This is a genomic window from Polaromonas sp. LjRoot131 (genome assembly GCF_964252805.1).
Classification (GTDB): domain Bacteria; phylum Pseudomonadota; class Gammaproteobacteria; order Burkholderiales; family Burkholderiaceae_C; genus Polaromonas.
The window spans coordinates 1,450,707-1,466,856 of sequence record NZ_CAXUPF020000001.1; the positions used below are offsets into that span (position 1 = coordinate 1,450,707).

The 16,150-nt window shown below is 67.6% G+C and carries 14 protein-coding genes; 8 read left to right on the forward strand and 6 right to left on the reverse strand.

The features are described 5' to 3' along the window. Positions 1–315: 315 nt before the first annotated feature. Positions 316–2,073 carry an arsenical pump-driving ATPase gene (gene arsA, locus ACSQ27_RS06775; protein ID WP_436155412.1) on the forward strand — a complete coding sequence of 586 codons (1,758 nt, stop codon included), beginning with the start codon at positions 316–318 and terminating at the stop codon, positions 2,071–2,073. 89 nt (positions 2,074–2,162) lie between these two features. Here arsA and ACSQ27_RS06780 read toward each other — a convergent pair whose 3' ends face one another. The 5 genes from ACSQ27_RS06780 to ACSQ27_RS06800 are packed head-to-tail and all read right to left on the reverse strand — an operon-like array spanning position 2,163 to position 5,892. Continuing rightward, positions 2,163–3,521, reverse strand: a complete 1,359-nt coding sequence (locus ACSQ27_RS06780) for an ATP-binding protein (protein ID WP_436154693.1) — start codon at positions 3,519–3,521, stop codon at positions 2,163–2,165. Further along, positions 3,521–4,192: a response regulator gene (locus ACSQ27_RS06785; protein WP_436154694.1), complete on the reverse strand. Its 672-nt coding sequence runs from the start codon at positions 4,190–4,192 to the stop codon at positions 3,521–3,523. The genes ACSQ27_RS06780 and ACSQ27_RS06785 overlap by 1 nt, the downstream gene beginning before the upstream one ends. Positions 4,193–4,225: 33 nt before the next feature. Further along, positions 4,226–4,981, reverse strand: a complete 756-nt coding sequence (locus ACSQ27_RS06790; RefSeq protein WP_436154695.1) for a cytochrome b/b6 domain-containing protein — start codon at positions 4,979–4,981, stop codon at positions 4,226–4,228. Beyond that, positions 4,953–5,432, reverse strand: coding sequence for a diheme cytochrome c (locus ACSQ27_RS06795; protein ID WP_436154696.1), 480 nt, complete (start codon positions 5,430–5,432; stop codon positions 4,953–4,955). Before ACSQ27_RS06795 ends, ACSQ27_RS06790 begins: the two co-directional genes overlap by 29 nt. A gap of 31 nt (positions 5,433–5,463) precedes the next feature. Further along, the gene (locus tag ACSQ27_RS06800; protein WP_436154697.1) at positions 5,464–5,892 is read right to left on the reverse strand and encodes a DUF1924 domain-containing protein; all 429 of its coding nucleotides are present in this window, start codon (positions 5,890–5,892) and stop codon (positions 5,464–5,466) included. Positions 5,893–6,063: 171 nt separating this feature from the next. Here ACSQ27_RS06800 and ACSQ27_RS06805 point away from each other — a divergent pair, with 171 nt between their 5' ends. From ACSQ27_RS06805 to ACSQ27_RS06835, 7 genes are all read left to right on the forward strand, one after another. Further along, a complete protein-coding gene (locus tag ACSQ27_RS06805) occupies positions 6,064–7,536 on the forward strand; it encodes an AAA family ATPase (protein WP_436154698.1) in 1,473 nt (490 codons plus the stop codon). Positions 7,537–7,610: 74 nt separating this feature from the next. After that, positions 7,611–9,140, forward strand: a complete 1,530-nt coding sequence (locus ACSQ27_RS06810; protein ID WP_436154699.1) for a thymidine phosphorylase family protein — start codon at positions 7,611–7,613, stop codon at positions 9,138–9,140. Next, complete coding sequence (locus ACSQ27_RS06815) at positions 9,137–10,060, forward strand: ribose-phosphate pyrophosphokinase (protein ID WP_436154700.1); 924 nt, start codon at positions 9,137–9,139, stop codon at positions 10,058–10,060. Before ACSQ27_RS06810 ends, ACSQ27_RS06815 begins: the two co-directional genes overlap by 4 nt. 36 nt (positions 10,061–10,096) lie before the next feature. Then, the gene (locus ACSQ27_RS06820; protein ID WP_436154701.1) at positions 10,097–10,744 is read left to right on the forward strand and encodes a SagB/ThcOx family dehydrogenase; all 648 of its coding nucleotides are present in this window, start codon (positions 10,097–10,099) and stop codon (positions 10,742–10,744) included. Positions 10,745–10,760: 16 nt separating this feature from the next. After that, entirely contained in the window at positions 10,761–11,471 is a 711-nt protein-coding gene (locus tag ACSQ27_RS06825) for an ABC transporter ATP-binding protein (protein ID WP_436154702.1), read from the forward strand. Positions 11,472–11,475: 4 nt separating this feature from the next. Continuing rightward, complete coding sequence (locus tag ACSQ27_RS06830; protein ID WP_436154703.1) at positions 11,476–13,839, forward strand: ABC transporter permease; 2,364 nt, start codon at positions 11,476–11,478, stop codon at positions 13,837–13,839. 232 nt (positions 13,840–14,071) lie between these two features. Beyond that, the gene (locus tag ACSQ27_RS06835; protein ID WP_436154704.1) at positions 14,072–15,259 is read left to right on the forward strand and encodes an efflux RND transporter periplasmic adaptor subunit; all 1,188 of its coding nucleotides are present in this window, start codon (positions 14,072–14,074) and stop codon (positions 15,257–15,259) included. Between the two features lie 51 nt (positions 15,260–15,310). Here the strand turns inward: ACSQ27_RS06835 and ACSQ27_RS06840 are convergent, their stop codons facing one another. Then, complete coding sequence (locus tag ACSQ27_RS06840) at positions 15,311–16,135, reverse strand: L,D-transpeptidase (protein WP_436154705.1); 825 nt, start codon at positions 16,133–16,135, stop codon at positions 15,311–15,313. Between the last annotated feature and the right edge of the window lie 15 nt (positions 16,136–16,150).

Below are 16,150 nucleotides of genomic sequence, written 5' to 3' on the forward strand. Positions count from 1 at the left end.
CGTTAGCGAACGGTCTGGGATGTTTGCGATCGGTTCCGGGAGCGCTTGCCTTGGCCAAATCGGTATTGCCTTGATCCAGGGCAAAGCGCTGAACTGGCGATGCTTCAGACTGGGGAATGTCGAACGGCCGAATACAGTCTCCGGGCCGCTGCCTTTCCTTTTGCCGCCACCCGAGCAAAACCGGATAAAAGTCCATGCTACTTGTAAGGTCGATCAAAGATGCTCACGCACAGCACCATCAGCACTGACGGCATCGCGCATGCCGGTGTCATCCGCACGCATGACGAAGCACATGGGCGGCTGCAGCCCGAGGCCATGGGCTTTCTCAAGATGCCGACGCGATATCTTTTCTTTACCGGCAAGGGAGGGGTCGGCAAGACATCTCTGTCCACCGCCACGGCGCTGTCGCTGGCCGACGCCGGGAAAAAGGTTTTGCTGGTCAGTACCGACGCAGCATCGAATCTCGACGAAATGCTGGGCATCGAGTTGCGCAACATCCCCACACCGGTGCCCGGCGCCCCGGGGCTGTCGGTATTGAACATCGACCCGGACACGGCTGCAGAGTCCTACCGGCAACGTGTGCTGGCCCAGATGAGCCCACAAGCCAGCGAAGCGGAACTTTCAGCGGTTCGTGAGCAGTTGTCAGGCGCCTGCACCACGGAAATCGCCTCTTTCGACGAGTTCGCATCCCTGCTGGCCGACGATGCGAACCACCTCGACCATATCGTTTTTGACACCGCGCCGACGGGACACACCTTGCGCCTTCTCAGCCTGCCCAAGGCATGGAGCGGGTTTCTGGATGGCAACGACCACGGGGCATCCTGTCTGGGCCCGCACTCGGGCCTGAAGATGCAGGAGGCGCGGTTCAAGGCGGCGCTGGAGGCTTTGGGCGACCCGGCTAAAACGACTGTGCTTCTGGTTACCCGGCCGGACCGGGGCGCGATTGCCGAGGCGGCACGCACCTCTGGGGAACTCCGGGCCTTGAGCCTGAACAACCAGCGGCTGGTGGTCAATGGCGAGTTTCACGCCAGCGATGCAGCCGATGCGGTGGCGGCGGCCATCGAGGCTGTCGGGCAGCAGGCCCTGGCAGAAATGCCTTCTTCCCTGCGCGCACTGCCGCAGGACAGAGTGCCCTTGAGGGTGTTCGACACCGTCGGCTTGCCGGCCCTGCGCGCGCTTCTTGCGGCAGACTCCGGTCGCATGGCGGCCGGCAAGACGCTTGCGGCAAAGCCCGTCGGCCCTTTCCCGGGTCTGGACGCCCTGGCCGACGAACTGGTTGCGAGCGGACACGGGCTGATCATGGTCATGGGCAAGGGTGGCGTCGGCAAAACGACAGTCGCCGCCGCGCTGGCCCTTGGACTGGTCCAGCGCGGCAAAACCGTGCACCTGAGCACCACCGATCCGGCGGCCCACCTTGCGGGCACGATAGGGGGCGAAGTGCCGGGCCTGCGGGTGGACCGCATAGACCCCAAAGTCGAAACGCAGCGCTACATCGACAAGATCATGGCGGCCAGGTCACCCGGCCTGGATGCGCAGGAGCAGGCCCTGCTGCTGGAAGACCTCCAGTCGCCGTGCACCGAGGAAGTGGCCGTGTTTCACGCCTTCTCGCACGTTGTCAGTGAAGGACGCAGTGCCTTTGTGGTGCTGGACACCGCACCGACCGGCCATTCCCTGCTGTTGATGGACGCCACCGGCGCCTACCACCGGCAGATGATGCGGGAGTACGAAGGCCGGGGCGCAACGCGCGTTGTCACGCCATTGATGAGGCTGCAGGATGCGGCCTACACAAAAATCATTCTGGTGGCCCTGCCGGAGGTAACCCCGGTCTCACAGGCCGCCGCCCTGCAGGACGACCTGCGACGCGCCGGCATCGAGCCCTATGCGTGGGTGCTCAACAAGAGCGTGCTGGCGGCCGGCACCACGGACCGCTTGCTGGCGGCGCGGCTTGCCGGTGAGCGCAAGCAGATGGATCGCATGGCCGGCGGACTGGCCAAACGGGTCTTCATATTGCCCTGGCTGATCCGTCCGCCGGTCGGCGTGGTGGAGTTGTCCAGACTTGTGGCGAAAAAGTGAAGAGGTTGATACATGCCTGGCGTGCCCCCCCGGACTGCACCACGGGACTCAACACTGTCAGGTCCAACAACCGGAATCCTCGCGGCCATTTAAAGCAGGCTCGATGCCTGCGGCCCTAGCACCCGCACCACAAGACCGCCCAGCCCGGTCGAAGTTTCAACTTGCAACTGCATCCCATGCACGGCCGCGATGCGCCGCACGATGGACCAGCCCAGGCCGCTGCCGCTTTCGGTGTTGCCGGTCACCCGGAAAAACCGCTCACCGAGCCGCTGGAGTTCGCCTTCGGTCATGCCCGGGCCGCTGTCTTCCACACGCAAAACCACCCGTCCATCCTGCAGCTGAACCGACACTTTCACGCGCGCCATCGCGGGGCTGTATCTCACCGCGTTGTCTACGAGGTTGCGCACCAGCACGGCCAGCAGGATTTCGTCGCCCTGAAGATGGCAGGATTCCGCGGCGTCGAACTCCAGCGTCTGGTTTTTGCTGATGGCCTTGGGTGCCAGCTCTGCGACCACGCGCCGCACCAGTGCACTCATGTCCACTGACGCAGACGCCGGCAGTGCGGCGGCGTCCAGCCTCGACAGGGTCAGCAGTTGCTCCACAAGCCGGGCCGCCCGGTCGCAGCCCTCGAGCGTGTTGTGCAGCGCGTGCCTTCGCGGGCCTTCGGCGGTTTCGCCCAGCGCCACCTCGGCCTGTGCCCGGATGGCGGCAATCGGTGTGCGCAATTCGTGGGCGGCATCGGCGGTAAAGCGCCGTTCAGACTCCAGCAGCGTCGCTATGCGCACAAACAGGGCGTTCAGGGCATCAACCATGGGCACCATCTCCGATGGCACGTCGTTCAGGGCAAGCGGCAGTACGGCCGCCGGTTGCCGCTCGGCCAGCGCGTGGCCGAGCCGGCGCATGGGTGCAACGCCGCGGTACACGGCCCACCACAGCGCCAGGGCAAGCAAAGGCAGAGCCAGCGCCATGGGCCACAGCGTGCTGCGCAGCACCGCCAGCAAGATGTCGTTGCGGGAGCCCGTTTGCTCCCCCACATACACCTGCACGTCGTCCTCCGCGCCATAGGTGGCAAACACCCGCCACGCTGAACCGGCCATCTGCACGGTGGTGAAGCCGGTTTTGAACTGTTTGCTGCGCTCGACCATGGGCGTGACAGGTGCGTTGGCAGAACGCAGCGTAAGCCGGTTCTCATGAAACACCTGGAACATCACTTTGGGCGCGTAGCGGTGCAGTGTGGGCGTATCAACGCCTCGGTCGCCCTCCTCCAGCTCCTGTGCCTGCTGCACCACCAGCAGGGCGGCGGCCTGGGCCAGGTGGCCGTCAAGCAGTTCGTCAAGCTCATGGCTCGCATCCAGCCATGTCAGCGCCGCGGTCGCCAGCCAGACCGCCAGCATCACGGAAAGCACCATGGCCGTCAGGCGGCCCTGCAGGGAGCGCGGCCGCATCATCACGATTTCGGCGCGTCGCGTTGCAACATATAACCGACACCACGCACCGTATGGATCAGCGTGCTGCCCAGCTTGCGCCGCAGGTTGTGGACATGAACTTCCACGGCGTTGCTCTCCACCTCCTTGCCCCAGCTGTAGAGCTGCTGCTCAAGCTGTTCACGGGAAAGGACACGGTTGGCACTGAGCATGAGCGCTTGCAACAGGTCAAACTCGCGGGTAGACAGGGTGACGGACTGACCGGCCTGGTGCACGGAGCGGGCGGCCGGGTCGAGCACGACATCCTGCGCACGCAGGCACTCCTGCGGTTGGCCGTGCGCCCGGCGCACCAGCGCCCGCAGGCGGGCGGCCAGCTCCTGCATATCGACCGGCTTGACCACATAGTCGTCGGCCCCTACATCAAGCCCGCGTATGCGGTCCGGCACCGCGTCTCGGGCTGTCAGTACCAGCACAGGCGTCACGAAGCCCGCCCGCCGAATGCCGCCCAGAACCTCCAGGCCGTCCTTGCGCGGCAATCCGAGGTCGAGCACGGCTGCGTCATAGACCTGTGCGCGCAACTCGCGTTCTGCGGCCGCACCATCGCGAACCCAGTCAACCTGAAAGCCAAGCTGCCTCAGGCCGGACTGCAGGCCGTCACCAAGCAGCATGTCGTCTTCAGCAAGCAGGATGCGCATGAGGCAATTCTCCCATTTGTTCCATGGGGACGCTCAGTCGTCATCCCCCTCCAGGCCGGCAGCTTTCGCCGCTGCTGCGGGCCGGTCCGTCAGGCGGCCGGAGGGAGCGCCTTGCCATTGCAGCCACCAGAAGCCCAGCACCGCCACGAGCATCAGGATTGCCACGCTGCGCCAGGCCCGTGCAACAGCGTCCTGAGGGCGGCCGGTCTTGTAGCCGGTGACCATGGGCCACACCAGGTTCTCACGGTGCAACCAGCCGGCAGCCAGCACGCCGGCAATATGCAGTCCCACCACCGCCAGCATGGTGTTGGCGGCCAGCTCATGCAGGTCTTCCAGCCAGCCCCCGCCAAAATCGTTGTAAGTGGCCCAGCCCGTCGCCGCGATCAGCGCGGCCAGCCCCAGCAGCGCCACGATGGCCATCGCGCCGGCCGGATTGTGTCCGATATGGTGCTCCGGCCGGCGCAGCAGCAGGGCACGCAGATAGCTTGCCACCGCGCGCGGTCCGCGCACAAAGCTGGAAAAGCGCGCGTAACGCGTGCCGATCAGGCCCCAGAGCACACGAAAGATCACCAAACCGGCCATGGTGTAGCCCAGCGTGACATGCAGCAGTCGCCAGCTTTCGCTTTCGGCGGTGATGTAGGCCCCCGTAAAACTGAGCACCAGCAACCAGTGGAAAACACGCACCGGAGCGTCCCAGACAAGTACCCTGCCCGTACCCTGGGCCTGGGCGGGTATTTCAGCCGAAGGGGCGCCCGCCGGATCAGCGGGGGATGCGGATGTCGCGCTCATTGAATTCTCCTTGGTCAGCTCGTGTATGGCAGGCGATGCAGTTGCCTGCGCTTTTGACCGCCGGCAGTTTCCAGGTGGCGGGCGCCACCTCATCGTGTTTGCGAATGAACCACGCGGAACGGGTGATGCGATCCTGCGGCGGCTCTTGCGTCACGCGTTTATAGGTACCCGCGTGGGTGTCCAGCCAGACGGACAGGTCCTTGACCGTGGCGGCGTCCAGCGAAGCGTCGGTGCCGTAGTGGTTCTTCAGGTTGCCCATCACGCGCCGCCACGACGCGGCGGGCAGCATGCCCGGCGGGTAAGCCACATGGCACGCCGCGCATTCCTGCTGGTACTTGGGCAGCAGCGGCACCAGACGCCCGCCATCGGCCAGCGCGGTGTGCGCCACGCCGACTGCGGCAAGCAGGCCCGCGCAGTATTTGCAGAAGCGGGAACGAAGGCGGCGAATCATGTGTTTTCCTTTCAGGAGGGTGTTGCCGGCGTCAGGGCTTGAGCGTGAGCAGCCAGCTCAGCACGTCGGCCTTTTCGGCCGCGCTGCATTCGCGGCCCAGCACGTCGTTGCAGTTGCGGCGGAACCATTTTTCGGTTTTCACTGCATCCGTGAAACGCTCTGGGTTGAAGGCCGGCGCTAGCGGGCCAATCGACTTGCCGGTGGATGCATGTTTGCCGGCCTGCGTGGGCACTGCACCATGGCAGGAGGCGCAGCTCCATTCGCGGCCCTGTCGTGCGGTGAACAGCTGCTGGCCCCGGGCCGGCACGGCAGGCGCACCGGCCTGGGCGGTGTAGCCGCCCAACATCTCCGCCGGCGTGGCTGCCTGGGCGACCTGCGTATATACCGTGCCGGCGAGGCAGGCCGCGGCGATTGCGAGACAGAGACCCCTGCGGCATGGGGGCGGTGACGAAAAGTACATGGGGGACACCTCTTGCTTTGAATGACTTCATGATGTTGCGCCGTCCTTAGGGTTTTCTTAAGCGGGATACGCTGTGCCCGACATTGCGGGCGCATGCGGCGCCGACCGTGTTTGATACGCCCGTTTGACCGGAATCAAACGGAATTCCAGGTCCCGGTCTATCCTTTTCCCATGCACACCGCAGACGATGCCCTTTTGTCCGCCCGTGAACGGGTCCATGCGCTGGCCGGTGTTTTGCATGCACGGGTGATTGAGACGCACATTTCGTGGGTGCTGCTGGCGCAGGACACTGCCTACAAGATCAAAAAACCGGTGCATCTTACTTTCGTCAATTACGCCAGCCTGCAAGCCCGGCTGCGGTTTTGCGAAGAAGAGGTCCGCCTGAACCGGCGGCTCGCCCCTTCGCTTTACCTGGGGGTTACGCGTATCACGGGGGCGCCGCATTCACCGGAGCTGGATGGCGAGGGGCCGGTGCTTGAATACGCGGTGCGCATGCGCCGCTTTGCGCCGGGCGCGCTGTTCAGCGAAAAGGCCGCCGCGGGCGATCTGGGTGCGAGCGACATCGACGAACTCGCCGCGCTGCTGGCCGGCTTCCATGAAAGCGCGCCGCGTGCCCAGGCCGCCGCCGGTTTCGCCGGCGCACCGCAACGCCGGCAGGCGGCGCTGGCCGCGCTTGACGGCGCCCATCCGTTGATGGACGAAGCCGCGTACGGAGAGCTCAAAGCCTGGCTTGAGGCAGAATCGGCGGCCCTCGCGCCGCTGTGGGCCGCGCGGCAGGCGGACGGCCATGTGCGCGAATGCCACGGCGACCTGCACCTGGCCAATATCGTTAGCCTCGATGGCGGTGTAGCGGCCTTCGACTGCATCGAGTTCGACCCGGCGCTGCGCTGGATCGACGTTCTTGACGACATCGCCTTCGTGGTGATGGATCTCTGGGCCCATCAGCGAAAAGACCTGTGTTTCCGTTTTCTCAATGCCTGGCTGGACCGGACGGGCGACCACGGCGCCCTGCCGGCGCTGCGCTTTGCCGTGATCTACCGGGCGCTGGTCCGGGCCCAGGTGGAGCAGCTGCGCGATGCCGGCGGCCCTGCCGCGCGCCGCTATCTGGATACCGCGCTTGCCTGGGCCGCGCCCGAAGATGCCCGCTCGAACGTCCGGCTCTTCATCACCCATGGTTTGCCGGGGTCCGGCAAAACTTTCACGTCGCAGCGCATCGTCGAGCGGGAATGCGCGATTCGCCTGCGCTCCGACGTTGAACGCAAACGCCTGCACGGCCTGGGCATGCTGGAGGATTCGCGCGCCAAAGGCGTGGATCTGTACCAAGCCGAGGCCGGGGCGCGCACATATGCGCACCTTTTGGCGATGGCGCGCACGGCACTGCGCGCGGGGTACCCGGTGGTACTCGACGCGGCCTTCCTGCGCCGCGCCGAACGCGAGGAGGCGCATGCGCTGGCGCTGGACATGCGGCTACCGTTTTGCATCGTGGACTGCGAAGCGCCCCTGGACGTGCTGCGCGCGCGCCTGCTGGCCCGCCGCGGCGATGCCTCCGAAGCCGACGCCGCCGTGCTGGAAAGTTTGCGGAAAACGGCGGAACCGCTGTCCGCGCGGGAGCGCGCTTTCGTCCAGGCGCTCCCCGCCGGGTGACGTACCTGGCCCGGACTTGCGTTTTATCAAGGCTGAAGGCGCTTGCCGCACCTACAGTGGCAAGAAGGACTGCCATGCAAGAACCGCTCCACGCTGCTACCGCCAATCGCTTGCGCCTGCGCAGGCTGGGCATAGACACCTACCAGGAACCGGTGCTGTACATGCACCGCGACTGCCCCGTCTGCCGCTCGGAGGGCTTTGAGGCGCAGTCGCGAGTGGAGTTGCGGCTGGACGGCCGCACCATCGTCGCCACACTCAATGTGGTCAGCGGCGATTTCCTGCCGCCGGATGAAGCCGGCCTTTCCGAGGCCGCGTGGCGCCTTCTCGGCGCGCGGCCGGATGCCGAGGTTTCGCTGCACCACCCCGCGCCGCTCGAATCGCTGGGCCATGTGCGCGCCAAGGTCTATGGAAAGCGTTTGGGCCAGGCGGCCATTGATGCCGTGATAGGGGACGTGGCGGCGGGCCGCTATTCGGACCTGCAGCTTGCGGCCTTTGTCACCGCCTGCGCGGGCGATCACCTGGACATCGACGAAACCATCGCCCTCACACGCGCCATGGTCAATGCCGGAGAGCGCATGCAGTGGGGCGAAGGGCTGGTCATGGACAAGCATTGCGTGGGCGGGCTGCCGGGCAACCGGACCACCATGGTCATCGTGCCCATCATCGCGGCTTGCGGGTTGCGCATGCCCAAGACTTCGTCGCGCGCCATCACCTCGCCCGCCGGCACGGCCGACACCATGGAGACGCTGGCGCCGGTAGACCTGGACGTGGCGCAGATACGCCGCGTGGTCGAGCGCACCGGCGGCTGCATCGTCTGGGGCGGCTCCGTGCGGCTCAGCCCGGCCGACGATGTGCTCATTCGCGTTGAGCGCCCGCTGGACCTCGACAGCCAGGGGCAGCTTGTCGCATCGATACTTTCAAAAAAGGCGGCGGCCGGCGCCACGCACGTGCTGATCGACATGCCCGTCGGCCTGACCGCCAAGGTTCGCAGCGCACATGCCGCCCACCAGCTTGCGCGGCAACTTGAGCAAGTGGGTCAGGCCCTGGGCCTGCGGATGCGCGTGGTACAGACGGACGGTGTGGCGCCCGTGGGCCGCGGCATCGGTCCCGCCCTCGAAGCGCGCGACGTGCTGGCGGTACTGCGCCGAGAGGACGGCGCGCCGGCTGATCTCGCGCAGCGCTCCCTGCACCTGGCCGGGCAGATTCTTGAATTCGGCGGCGCTGCGCCGGCCGGCGGCGGCATCGCGCTGGCCACCGCCGTGCTGGAGGACGGGCGCGCCTGGAAGAAATTCCAGGAAATTTGCGAAGCCCAGGGCGGCCTGCGCGAACCCCCGGTCGCCGCCTGCCGGCAGCCCGTTCCTTCGCCGCGCGCCGGCAGCGTGATCGCCATCGACAACCGGCGCCTGGCCCGCATCGCCAAACTCGCGGGGGCGCCCACCTCGGCCTGCGCCGGAATCGACATGAATGTGCAGCTGGGCGCGGTCGTGGAGCGCGGCCAGCCTTTGTTCACGCTGCACGCCGCCTCACCGGGCGAACTGGCCTACACCCTGGAATACGCCACCACGCAGGCCGAAGCCGTGCATGTGATGGAGGACGCGCGATGAAACGCGGCCCCCTGCTGGTCCTCGCCCTGCCCGGCGGCGCGCCGCTGGCCGAGGCGCTCGCGCGCAGCCTGCGCTGCGGCTGGAGCGAGCTGGCGCTGCACCACTTTCCCGACGGCGAAACCGGCGTGCGCATAGCCGCCCCGGTCCAGGGATGCCGCGTCTTGCTCGCCGGCAGCCTGGACCAGCCGGACGTCAAGACCCTGCCCCTGATTTTTGCGGCGGACGCGGCGCGCGAACTGGGCGCGGCACAAGTAGGCCTGGTGGCGCCCTACCTGGCCTACATGCGGCAGGACAAACGCTTTCATCCCGGCGAAGCCGTCACCTCGCGCAGCTATGCGCGGCTGCTGTCCGCGTCGCTGGACTTCCTGGTGACCGTCGACCCGCACCTGCACCGCGTGCACAGCCTGGGCGATATCTACCCCATCCGCACGCAGGTCGTTGCCGCCGCCCCGCTGATTGCCCGCTGGCTGCGCGGCCATGTCGCATCACCCTGGCTGATCGGACCCGACCAGGAAAGCGCGCAGTGGGTAGCCGAAGTAGCCGGGCTGGCCAACGCCCCCTGGACCGTGCTGCGCAAAACGCGGCGCGGCGACCGGGACGTGGGCGTGAGGTTGGCGGGCCGCGAACGCTGGCCGGAGCGCGTTCCGGTGCTGCTTGACGACATCATTTCCACGGGCGAAACCATGCTCGCCGCGACACGCCTGCTGGTCAAAGCCGGGCTGGGCGCCCCCGTGTGCATCGCCGTGCATGCGTTGTTTGACGCGCAGGCCCATCGCCGCCTGCTCGAAGGCGGCGTGTCACGCGTGCTGACATGCGACACGGTTGCCCACCCCTCCAACGCCATCCGCATGGCGCCTTTGCTGGCCCGCGCCGTGCGCCAGCTCAGCGCGACCGCGGACGCAGGAATCCGTCCGGGCTGAAGCCCATGACCCCACCAACACCCCAGGAGACATCCCATGACAACCATGAGCAAAATCGCCCTCGGCCTGATGGGCAGGCTGCGGCCGCTGCCCGCGCTGGGCGGCGCGGCCGCCGTGATCACCCTGCCGCCGCCCGACAGGCAGGGAGGCCTGCCGCTGATGGAGGTCCTGGCCGCGCGCCGCTCCCGTCGCGATTACAAGCCGGACGCGTTGCCGTTGCAACTGCTGTCCAGCCTGCTGTGGGCGGCCGGCGGCGTCAACCGCGACGACGGCGGGCGCACGGCGCCTTCGGCGCTGGGCACGCATGAAATCGATATTTTTGTGACCCTGCCGGGCGGCGCCTACCGCTACGACGCAGCCAGGCATGAATTGCATCTGGCCGCCGGCGCCGACCTGAGGCGCGTCACCGGCTACCAGGACTTTGTCGACGATGCGCCGCTGGACCTGGTCTATGTCGTCGACCATGCGCGCATGGGCTTCATCCCTGCCGGCCGTCGCGAAGCCTACGCGCATGTCGCGGCCGGGGCCATGGCGCAAAACGTCTACCTCTACGCCGCCAGCAGCGGCCTGGGCGCGGTGATACGCGCATGGATAAACCGCGCGGCGATCGCCGATGCGCTGGGCCTCACGCACGACCAGCAGGTCTTGCTGTCCCAGACCGTCGGCTACCCGGCGGGCGCTTGAACCAGGCGCCGTACCTATGTCCAGCCCAGCGGTACTCTCCGTACGCCAGCTTTGCAAGACCTACGGCTCGGGCGAGACGGCCGTGCACGCACTTCGCGACGTGAACCTGGAGGTTCAGGCCGGTGAGTTCATCGTGCTGCTCGGCGCATCGGGCAGCGGGAAATCGACGCTGCTCAACATCATCGGCGGGCTGGACGTTGCCACGAGCGGCGAGCTTGAATTCGACGGCCACGCGCTCAACGACGCCGGCGATACGGAACTCACCGGGTACAGGCGCAAGCACGTAGGTTTCGTCTTCCAGTTCTACAACCTCATACCCAGCCTGACCGTACGCGAGAACGTGGAACTGGTGACCGACATCGCCGCCAATCCGATGGCCGCGGACGAAGCGCTGGCCCTGGTGGCGTTGTCGCACCGGCGCGACCACTTCCCTTCGCAGCTCTCGGGCGGCGAGCAGCAGCGGGTGGCCATTGCGCGAGCCATCGCGAAGCGGCCGCGCCTGCTGCTGTGCGACGAGCCCACCGGGGCGCTGGACTATGCGACCGGCAAGCTGGTTCTCGAAGTCATCGCGCAAATCAACACCGGCCTGGGAACCACCGCCATCGTGATCACGCACAACGCGGCCATCGCGGGCATGGCGGACCGCGTGGTGCGGCTCGTGGACGGCCGCATCGCGGGCATCGAGACCCCCGCGCGTAAATTGACGCCCGCGGAACTGTCATGGTGACGGCATGAAGGCGCTCGACCGAAAAGTGCTGCGGGACCTGCGCTTGCTGTGGAGCCAGGCGGTGACGATCGCGCTCGTCGTTGCCAGCGGCATAGGCGGCTTTGTCGCCTGCCTTTCGGCGGTGGACACCTTGTCGCTCGCGCGTGAGCGCTTTTATGCCGATGGCCATTTCGCCGACGTCTTTGCGGTCGTGCGGCGCGCCCCCCAGGAGCTGGCGCTGCGCCTGGCCGCGCTGCCGGGCGTGATCGACGTCCAGGCGACGGTGGAGGCCGCCGCGCGCGTCACGGTGCCCGGCAGCACGGAGCCGGTCGTGGGCCAGCTGATCGGGCTGGACCATCGCCGGCCGCCGCGGCTCAATCTCGTGACGCTGCACGCCGGCCGGCTGCCGGAGCCGGGGTCGCGCGCGGGCGCCCTCGAGGCCGCCGTTTCGCGGGGGTTCGCGCTGGCGCACCACCTGGAACCGGGCTCACAGGTGACGGCGCTCGTCAACGGCAAGCAGCGGGTGCTCCGCATCACCGGCATCGCGCTGTCGCCCGAGTACATCTTCGCGGGGCTATGGGGCATGCCGGACCTGCGCGCCTTCGGTGTGTTCTGGGTGGACAAGGACGAGCTGGCCGCCGCGATGGACATGGAGGGGGCCTTCAATCACGTGGCGCTGAAGCTGGCGCCCCACGCGTCGGAATCCGCCGTGGCCGAGGCGGTGGATGCGCTGCTGTCGGGCCGCGGGGGGCAGCCGGCGCACGGGCGGGCCGAGCAGACCTCGCACGCCATGCTGGACAACGAGATTCATGAGCAGCGCATCCTGGGAACCGTGCTTCCGCTGATCTTCCTGGCCGTGGCGGCATTCCTGTTGCACGTGGTGGCCGCGCGCCTGGTGGCAACCCAGCGCGAGCAGGTCGCGGCGCTCAAGGCGCTGGGCTACGGCAATGGCAGCATCGCGCTGCACTACCTCAAGCTCATGGCGCCCATGGTCGGCGGCGGCTGGCTGGCCGGGCTGGCCCTGGGTAAATGGCTGGGCGTGATGCTGACGGGGCTGTACATGCAGACCTTCCATTTCCCGGGCTTTGACCACGTCGTGCAGCCCCCGCTGGTCGTCGTCAGCCTGGTCATTGTCTCGGTGACGGCCGCGCTGGGCATCCTTACCGCCATTGCCGCGACGGTCCGCCTTGCGCCGGCGGAGGCGATGCAGCCTCCGGCGCCCGGCCGCTTCCGGCGTTCGCTGATCGAACGCGTGCCGCATATCCGGCCCGGTCCGGCGTTGCGGATGATCCTGCGCAATGTCGAACGCAGGCCGCTGCGGGCGGCGGTGACGACGGGCGGTGTCGCGGCCGCCGTGGCCATCGTCATCATGGGAAACTTCTTTCGCGATGCGATGGAGGTGATCGTCGACACCTCCTTCAACCTCGCCATGCGCGCGGATGTCGCCGTGTGGACGACGGACCCGGTGGATGCCGGCGCGGCGCGGCTGCTGGCGCGCGTGCCGGGGGTTCTTCAGGTCGAGGCGGGGCGCGGCGCGGCGGTGCGCTTTGTGCACGGCCAGCGCCGGGAAACGGGTTCGATCCAGGGTTATGCCCAGCCGCCTTCACTTCGCCGGGTCATCAATGTGGACCAGCATGAGGTGGTGCCGGCGCAGGAGGGCCTGCTGATGAGCGACCGGCTCGCGGCCAAACTCGGCCTGCGCGTGGGAGACACGGTGACCGTGGAGGTTCGGGAAGGCCGGCGACCGGTCCGCGAGGTGAAAGTCACTCGCATCGTGCGCGACATGATGGGCCTGAACGCCTACATGGACCGCCGCGCGCTGAACCGGCTGCTCGGGGAAGGCGACGTCGCGTCGCTGTTCAGCCTGTATGTCGAGCGCGGGGCGGCCCCCGCGGTGCTCCAGGCCACGCAGGCCATGCCGCGTGTGGCCGGGTCCTTCAGCAAGGCGACGATGCTGCGCAACATGCGCGAGGTCACGGCGCGAAACATCCTGATCATGAGCAGCGTGCTCACGGCCTTCGCGGCCGTGATCGCCGTCGGCGTGGTCTACAACAACGCGCGCATCGCGCTGTCCGAGCGGACCTGGGAACTCGCCAGCCTGCGCGTTCTGGGCTTCACGCGCACCGAAGTCTCCCTGCTGCTGCTGGGCGAACTTGCGCTGGGCATCGGCGTCGCTTTGCCGCTCGGCATGGCGCTGGGCTGGGCCCTGACGCATGGCATCGTTGAGCTGATGCGCTCAGACCAGTTTTATTTTCCCGTGCTGATCAGGCCGCGCACCTACGCCTGGGCCGCGTTGTGCGTGGTGGCCGCGGGCCTGGCCAGCGCGCTCGTGGTGCGCAGGCGCATAGACGCGCTGGACATGGTGGCCGCGCTGAAAACGCGGGAATAGGACGGCACGCATGCTTGACGCCTTGATCCAGATCAGGCCGGGAACCGCCAGATCCGCCTACCCTTGCCGCACCCGCCCCTTATGACTTTATGTCCAGCATCGAGAAAATCATCATGAAAGTTCACCAAGGTCCCGCCGGCCGCGTGATGCGCACGGCGGCCGGGTTCAAGCTTCCGGCGCCCCGCCTCACGGGCGCAATTTCCGCCGGGTACGGCGCGGTTGGGCGGCCCCGATGAAACACAGGAAATATCTGGCGTACGCGGCGGTGGCGCTTTCCCTTGCGGCGGCGCTGGCATGGGCCTTCGCGCCCCGCCCTGTCGAAGTCGAGACCGCGCGCACACGCGTTGGGCTGTTCGAGCAGGCGGTGGAAGAAGACGGGCGCACCAGGCTGAAGGACCGCTACACCGTTTCGGCGCCGCTGGCCGCAAGGCTGACCCGGATCACTTTGCGCGCCGGAGACATCGTGACCCAGGGCGATGTGGTGGCCGAACTGCTCCCCGTCATGTCGCCCCTGGTGGACGGCCGCTCGATGCAGCAAGCCGTGGCGCGCCTGGGCGCGGCGGACGCGGCGCTCACGCGCGCGAAAGCGCAGACAGCCCAGGCCACGGTGGCGCTGGATGAAAGCCTGCTGGACCTGAAGCGGACCGAACAACTGGCGGCCGTGGGTTTCGTGTCGCCGTCGCGCATGGATACGGCGCGCCTGGCGGCCACGGCGGGTCGCCGCGCGCTTGACGCCGCACTCGCAGCGCAGGAAGCCGCCGTGCACGAGCAGGATTTCGCGCGCGCCGCGCTCGCGCCGTCCGAGCCCGGGCGCGCGGGTCGGCCGATAGTCTTGCGGGCCCCCGTCGCCGGCCGGATCTTGCGGGTTGCGCAGCCCAGCGAGGTGACGCTGGCCGCCGGCACGCCGTTGCTGGAAATCGGGGATGCGACGCAGCTCGAAGTCGTCAGCGAGCTTCTCACCGCCGATGCCGTCCAGGCGCGCGAGGGCGCGCGCGTCATCATCGACCGCTGGGGCGGCCCCCCGCTCGAAGGACGCATCCGGCAGGTAGAGCCGGCCGCATTCACGAAGGTGTCCGCCCTGGGAATCGAGGAGCAGCGCGCCAACGCCGTGATTGAGGTGCAGAACGCGGGCGATGCCTGGCGCGCCGTGGGCGACGGCTTTCGCGTCAATGTGCGCATCGTCACGGCCAGCGCTTCCGGCGCGCTCATGGTGCCGGTGGGCGCCGTGTTTCCCCATGCCGGCGGGATGGCGGTTTACGTCGTCGAAGGCCGGCGGGCCCATGTACAGGCGATTGACGTGCAGGCACGCAATGGCAGCGATGCATGGCTGCGGGGAGGCCTCGCCGAAGGCCAGGAAGTCGTGCTCTATCCGGCGGCGGAGGTGCGGGACGGAACCCGTGTACGGACCCGCGTGCCGTAAGCGCAACTGGGTGACCCGCCGCAACCCCAGCTTTCCCGATTCGTATTGGCCCTATTCGTGCGGCAGGGGCGCGGCCTTGCGGTGCGGCAGGAATGGCGGCGGGCTCCAGAGGGGCCTGTCTTCGCGCGTGGATTCGACCACCACCAGGTAGCGCCCCGGCTCCGGAACCGGCTGGCGGTCCGGCCGCAACACCCAGAGCTGCCGGCCTTCCCGCACGGACTGCTGGTAGTCGGCATCCAGGATGCCGCGGCGGTCCAGGAAGGTGTTGAGCGTGGCCGGAATGCGGATGCATCCCTTGGACTGCGCGCTGCCCAGGCGCTGCTCCAGCACGTCCGGGTCGGTGGCATGCATCTGCAGGCGCATCTCCATCACCTTGCCGTCGCCCCAGCCCTTGGGCACGCGCTGCCAGCCGAAATCGAAGACCCGCATGCCCCTGGCCCCGTAGCCGCGTATGCCGTTGGCGTTCAAGGTGCCTTCGGCGCGGAAATCAGGGTTGGCCAGGCTGTGCGCGAAGACGCCCAGCGGCGTCTCGAAATGGTCGAAGCTGCCGGGCATACCCGTCGAGACGGGCGTTGCGCCTATGCTCGACCACTCGCCGACCACCGACCGCAGCATCAGGAAGGAAGCCTGGACATAGGGATGGCGGTCCACCACCATGATGTACTGCGGCCCCTGCAACACGATGCCCGCTTCGGCCAATGCCGATTCGGCAAGCCTGCCGTAGCCGGCGAATTCGGCGGCGGGAACCTCCAGGCGCCGGTCCACTTCCGCGCGAAAGGCGGCGGCAAGGTCGCCGCCGGCCTGCATATCCTGCGCCTGTGCGCCATGAAAGGCCAGCAGGAAAGCGGTGGCCGTCGCGCGTTTCAATGGACGCATGGCCGGCTCGTCGAG

What these genes read in the sequence shown, in the direction of transcription:
- arsA (WP_436155412.1), top strand. Translation starts at nt 316, where the DNA reads ATGGGCTTTCTCAAGATGCCGACGCGATATCTTTTCTTTACCGGCAAG.
- ACSQ27_RS06780 (WP_436154693.1), bottom strand. Translation starts at nt 3,521, where the DNA reads ATGATGCGGCCGCGCTCCCTGCAGGGCCGCCTGACGGCCATGGTGCTT.
- ACSQ27_RS06785 (WP_436154694.1), bottom strand. Translation starts at nt 4,192, where the DNA reads ATGCGCATCCTGCTTGCTGAAGACGACATGCTGCTTGGTGACGGCCTG.
- ACSQ27_RS06790 (WP_436154695.1), bottom strand. Translation starts at nt 4,981, where the DNA reads ATGAGCGCGACATCCGCATCCCCCGCTGATCCGGCGGGCGCCCCTTCG.
- ACSQ27_RS06795 (WP_436154696.1), bottom strand. Translation starts at nt 5,432, where the DNA reads ATGATTCGCCGCCTTCGTTCCCGCTTCTGCAAATACTGCGCGGGCCTG.
- ACSQ27_RS06800 (WP_436154697.1), bottom strand. Translation starts at nt 5,892, where the DNA reads ATGTACTTTTCGTCACCGCCCCCATGCCGCAGGGGTCTCTGTCTCGCA.
- ACSQ27_RS06805 (WP_436154698.1), top strand. Translation starts at nt 6,064, where the DNA reads ATGCACACCGCAGACGATGCCCTTTTGTCCGCCCGTGAACGGGTCCAT.
- ACSQ27_RS06810 (WP_436154699.1), top strand. Translation starts at nt 7,611, where the DNA reads ATGCAAGAACCGCTCCACGCTGCTACCGCCAATCGCTTGCGCCTGCGC.
- ACSQ27_RS06815 (WP_436154700.1), top strand. Translation starts at nt 9,137, where the DNA reads ATGAAACGCGGCCCCCTGCTGGTCCTCGCCCTGCCCGGCGGCGCGCCG.
- ACSQ27_RS06820 (WP_436154701.1), top strand. Translation starts at nt 10,097, where the DNA reads ATGACAACCATGAGCAAAATCGCCCTCGGCCTGATGGGCAGGCTGCGG.
- ACSQ27_RS06825 (WP_436154702.1), top strand. Translation starts at nt 10,761, where the DNA reads ATGTCCAGCCCAGCGGTACTCTCCGTACGCCAGCTTTGCAAGACCTAC.
- ACSQ27_RS06830 (WP_436154703.1), top strand. Translation starts at nt 11,476, where the DNA reads ATGAAGGCGCTCGACCGAAAAGTGCTGCGGGACCTGCGCTTGCTGTGG.
- ACSQ27_RS06835 (WP_436154704.1), top strand. Translation starts at nt 14,072, where the DNA reads ATGAAACACAGGAAATATCTGGCGTACGCGGCGGTGGCGCTTTCCCTT.
- ACSQ27_RS06840 (WP_436154705.1), bottom strand. Translation starts at nt 16,135, where the DNA reads ATGCGTCCATTGAAACGCGCGACGGCCACCGCTTTCCTGCTGGCCTTT.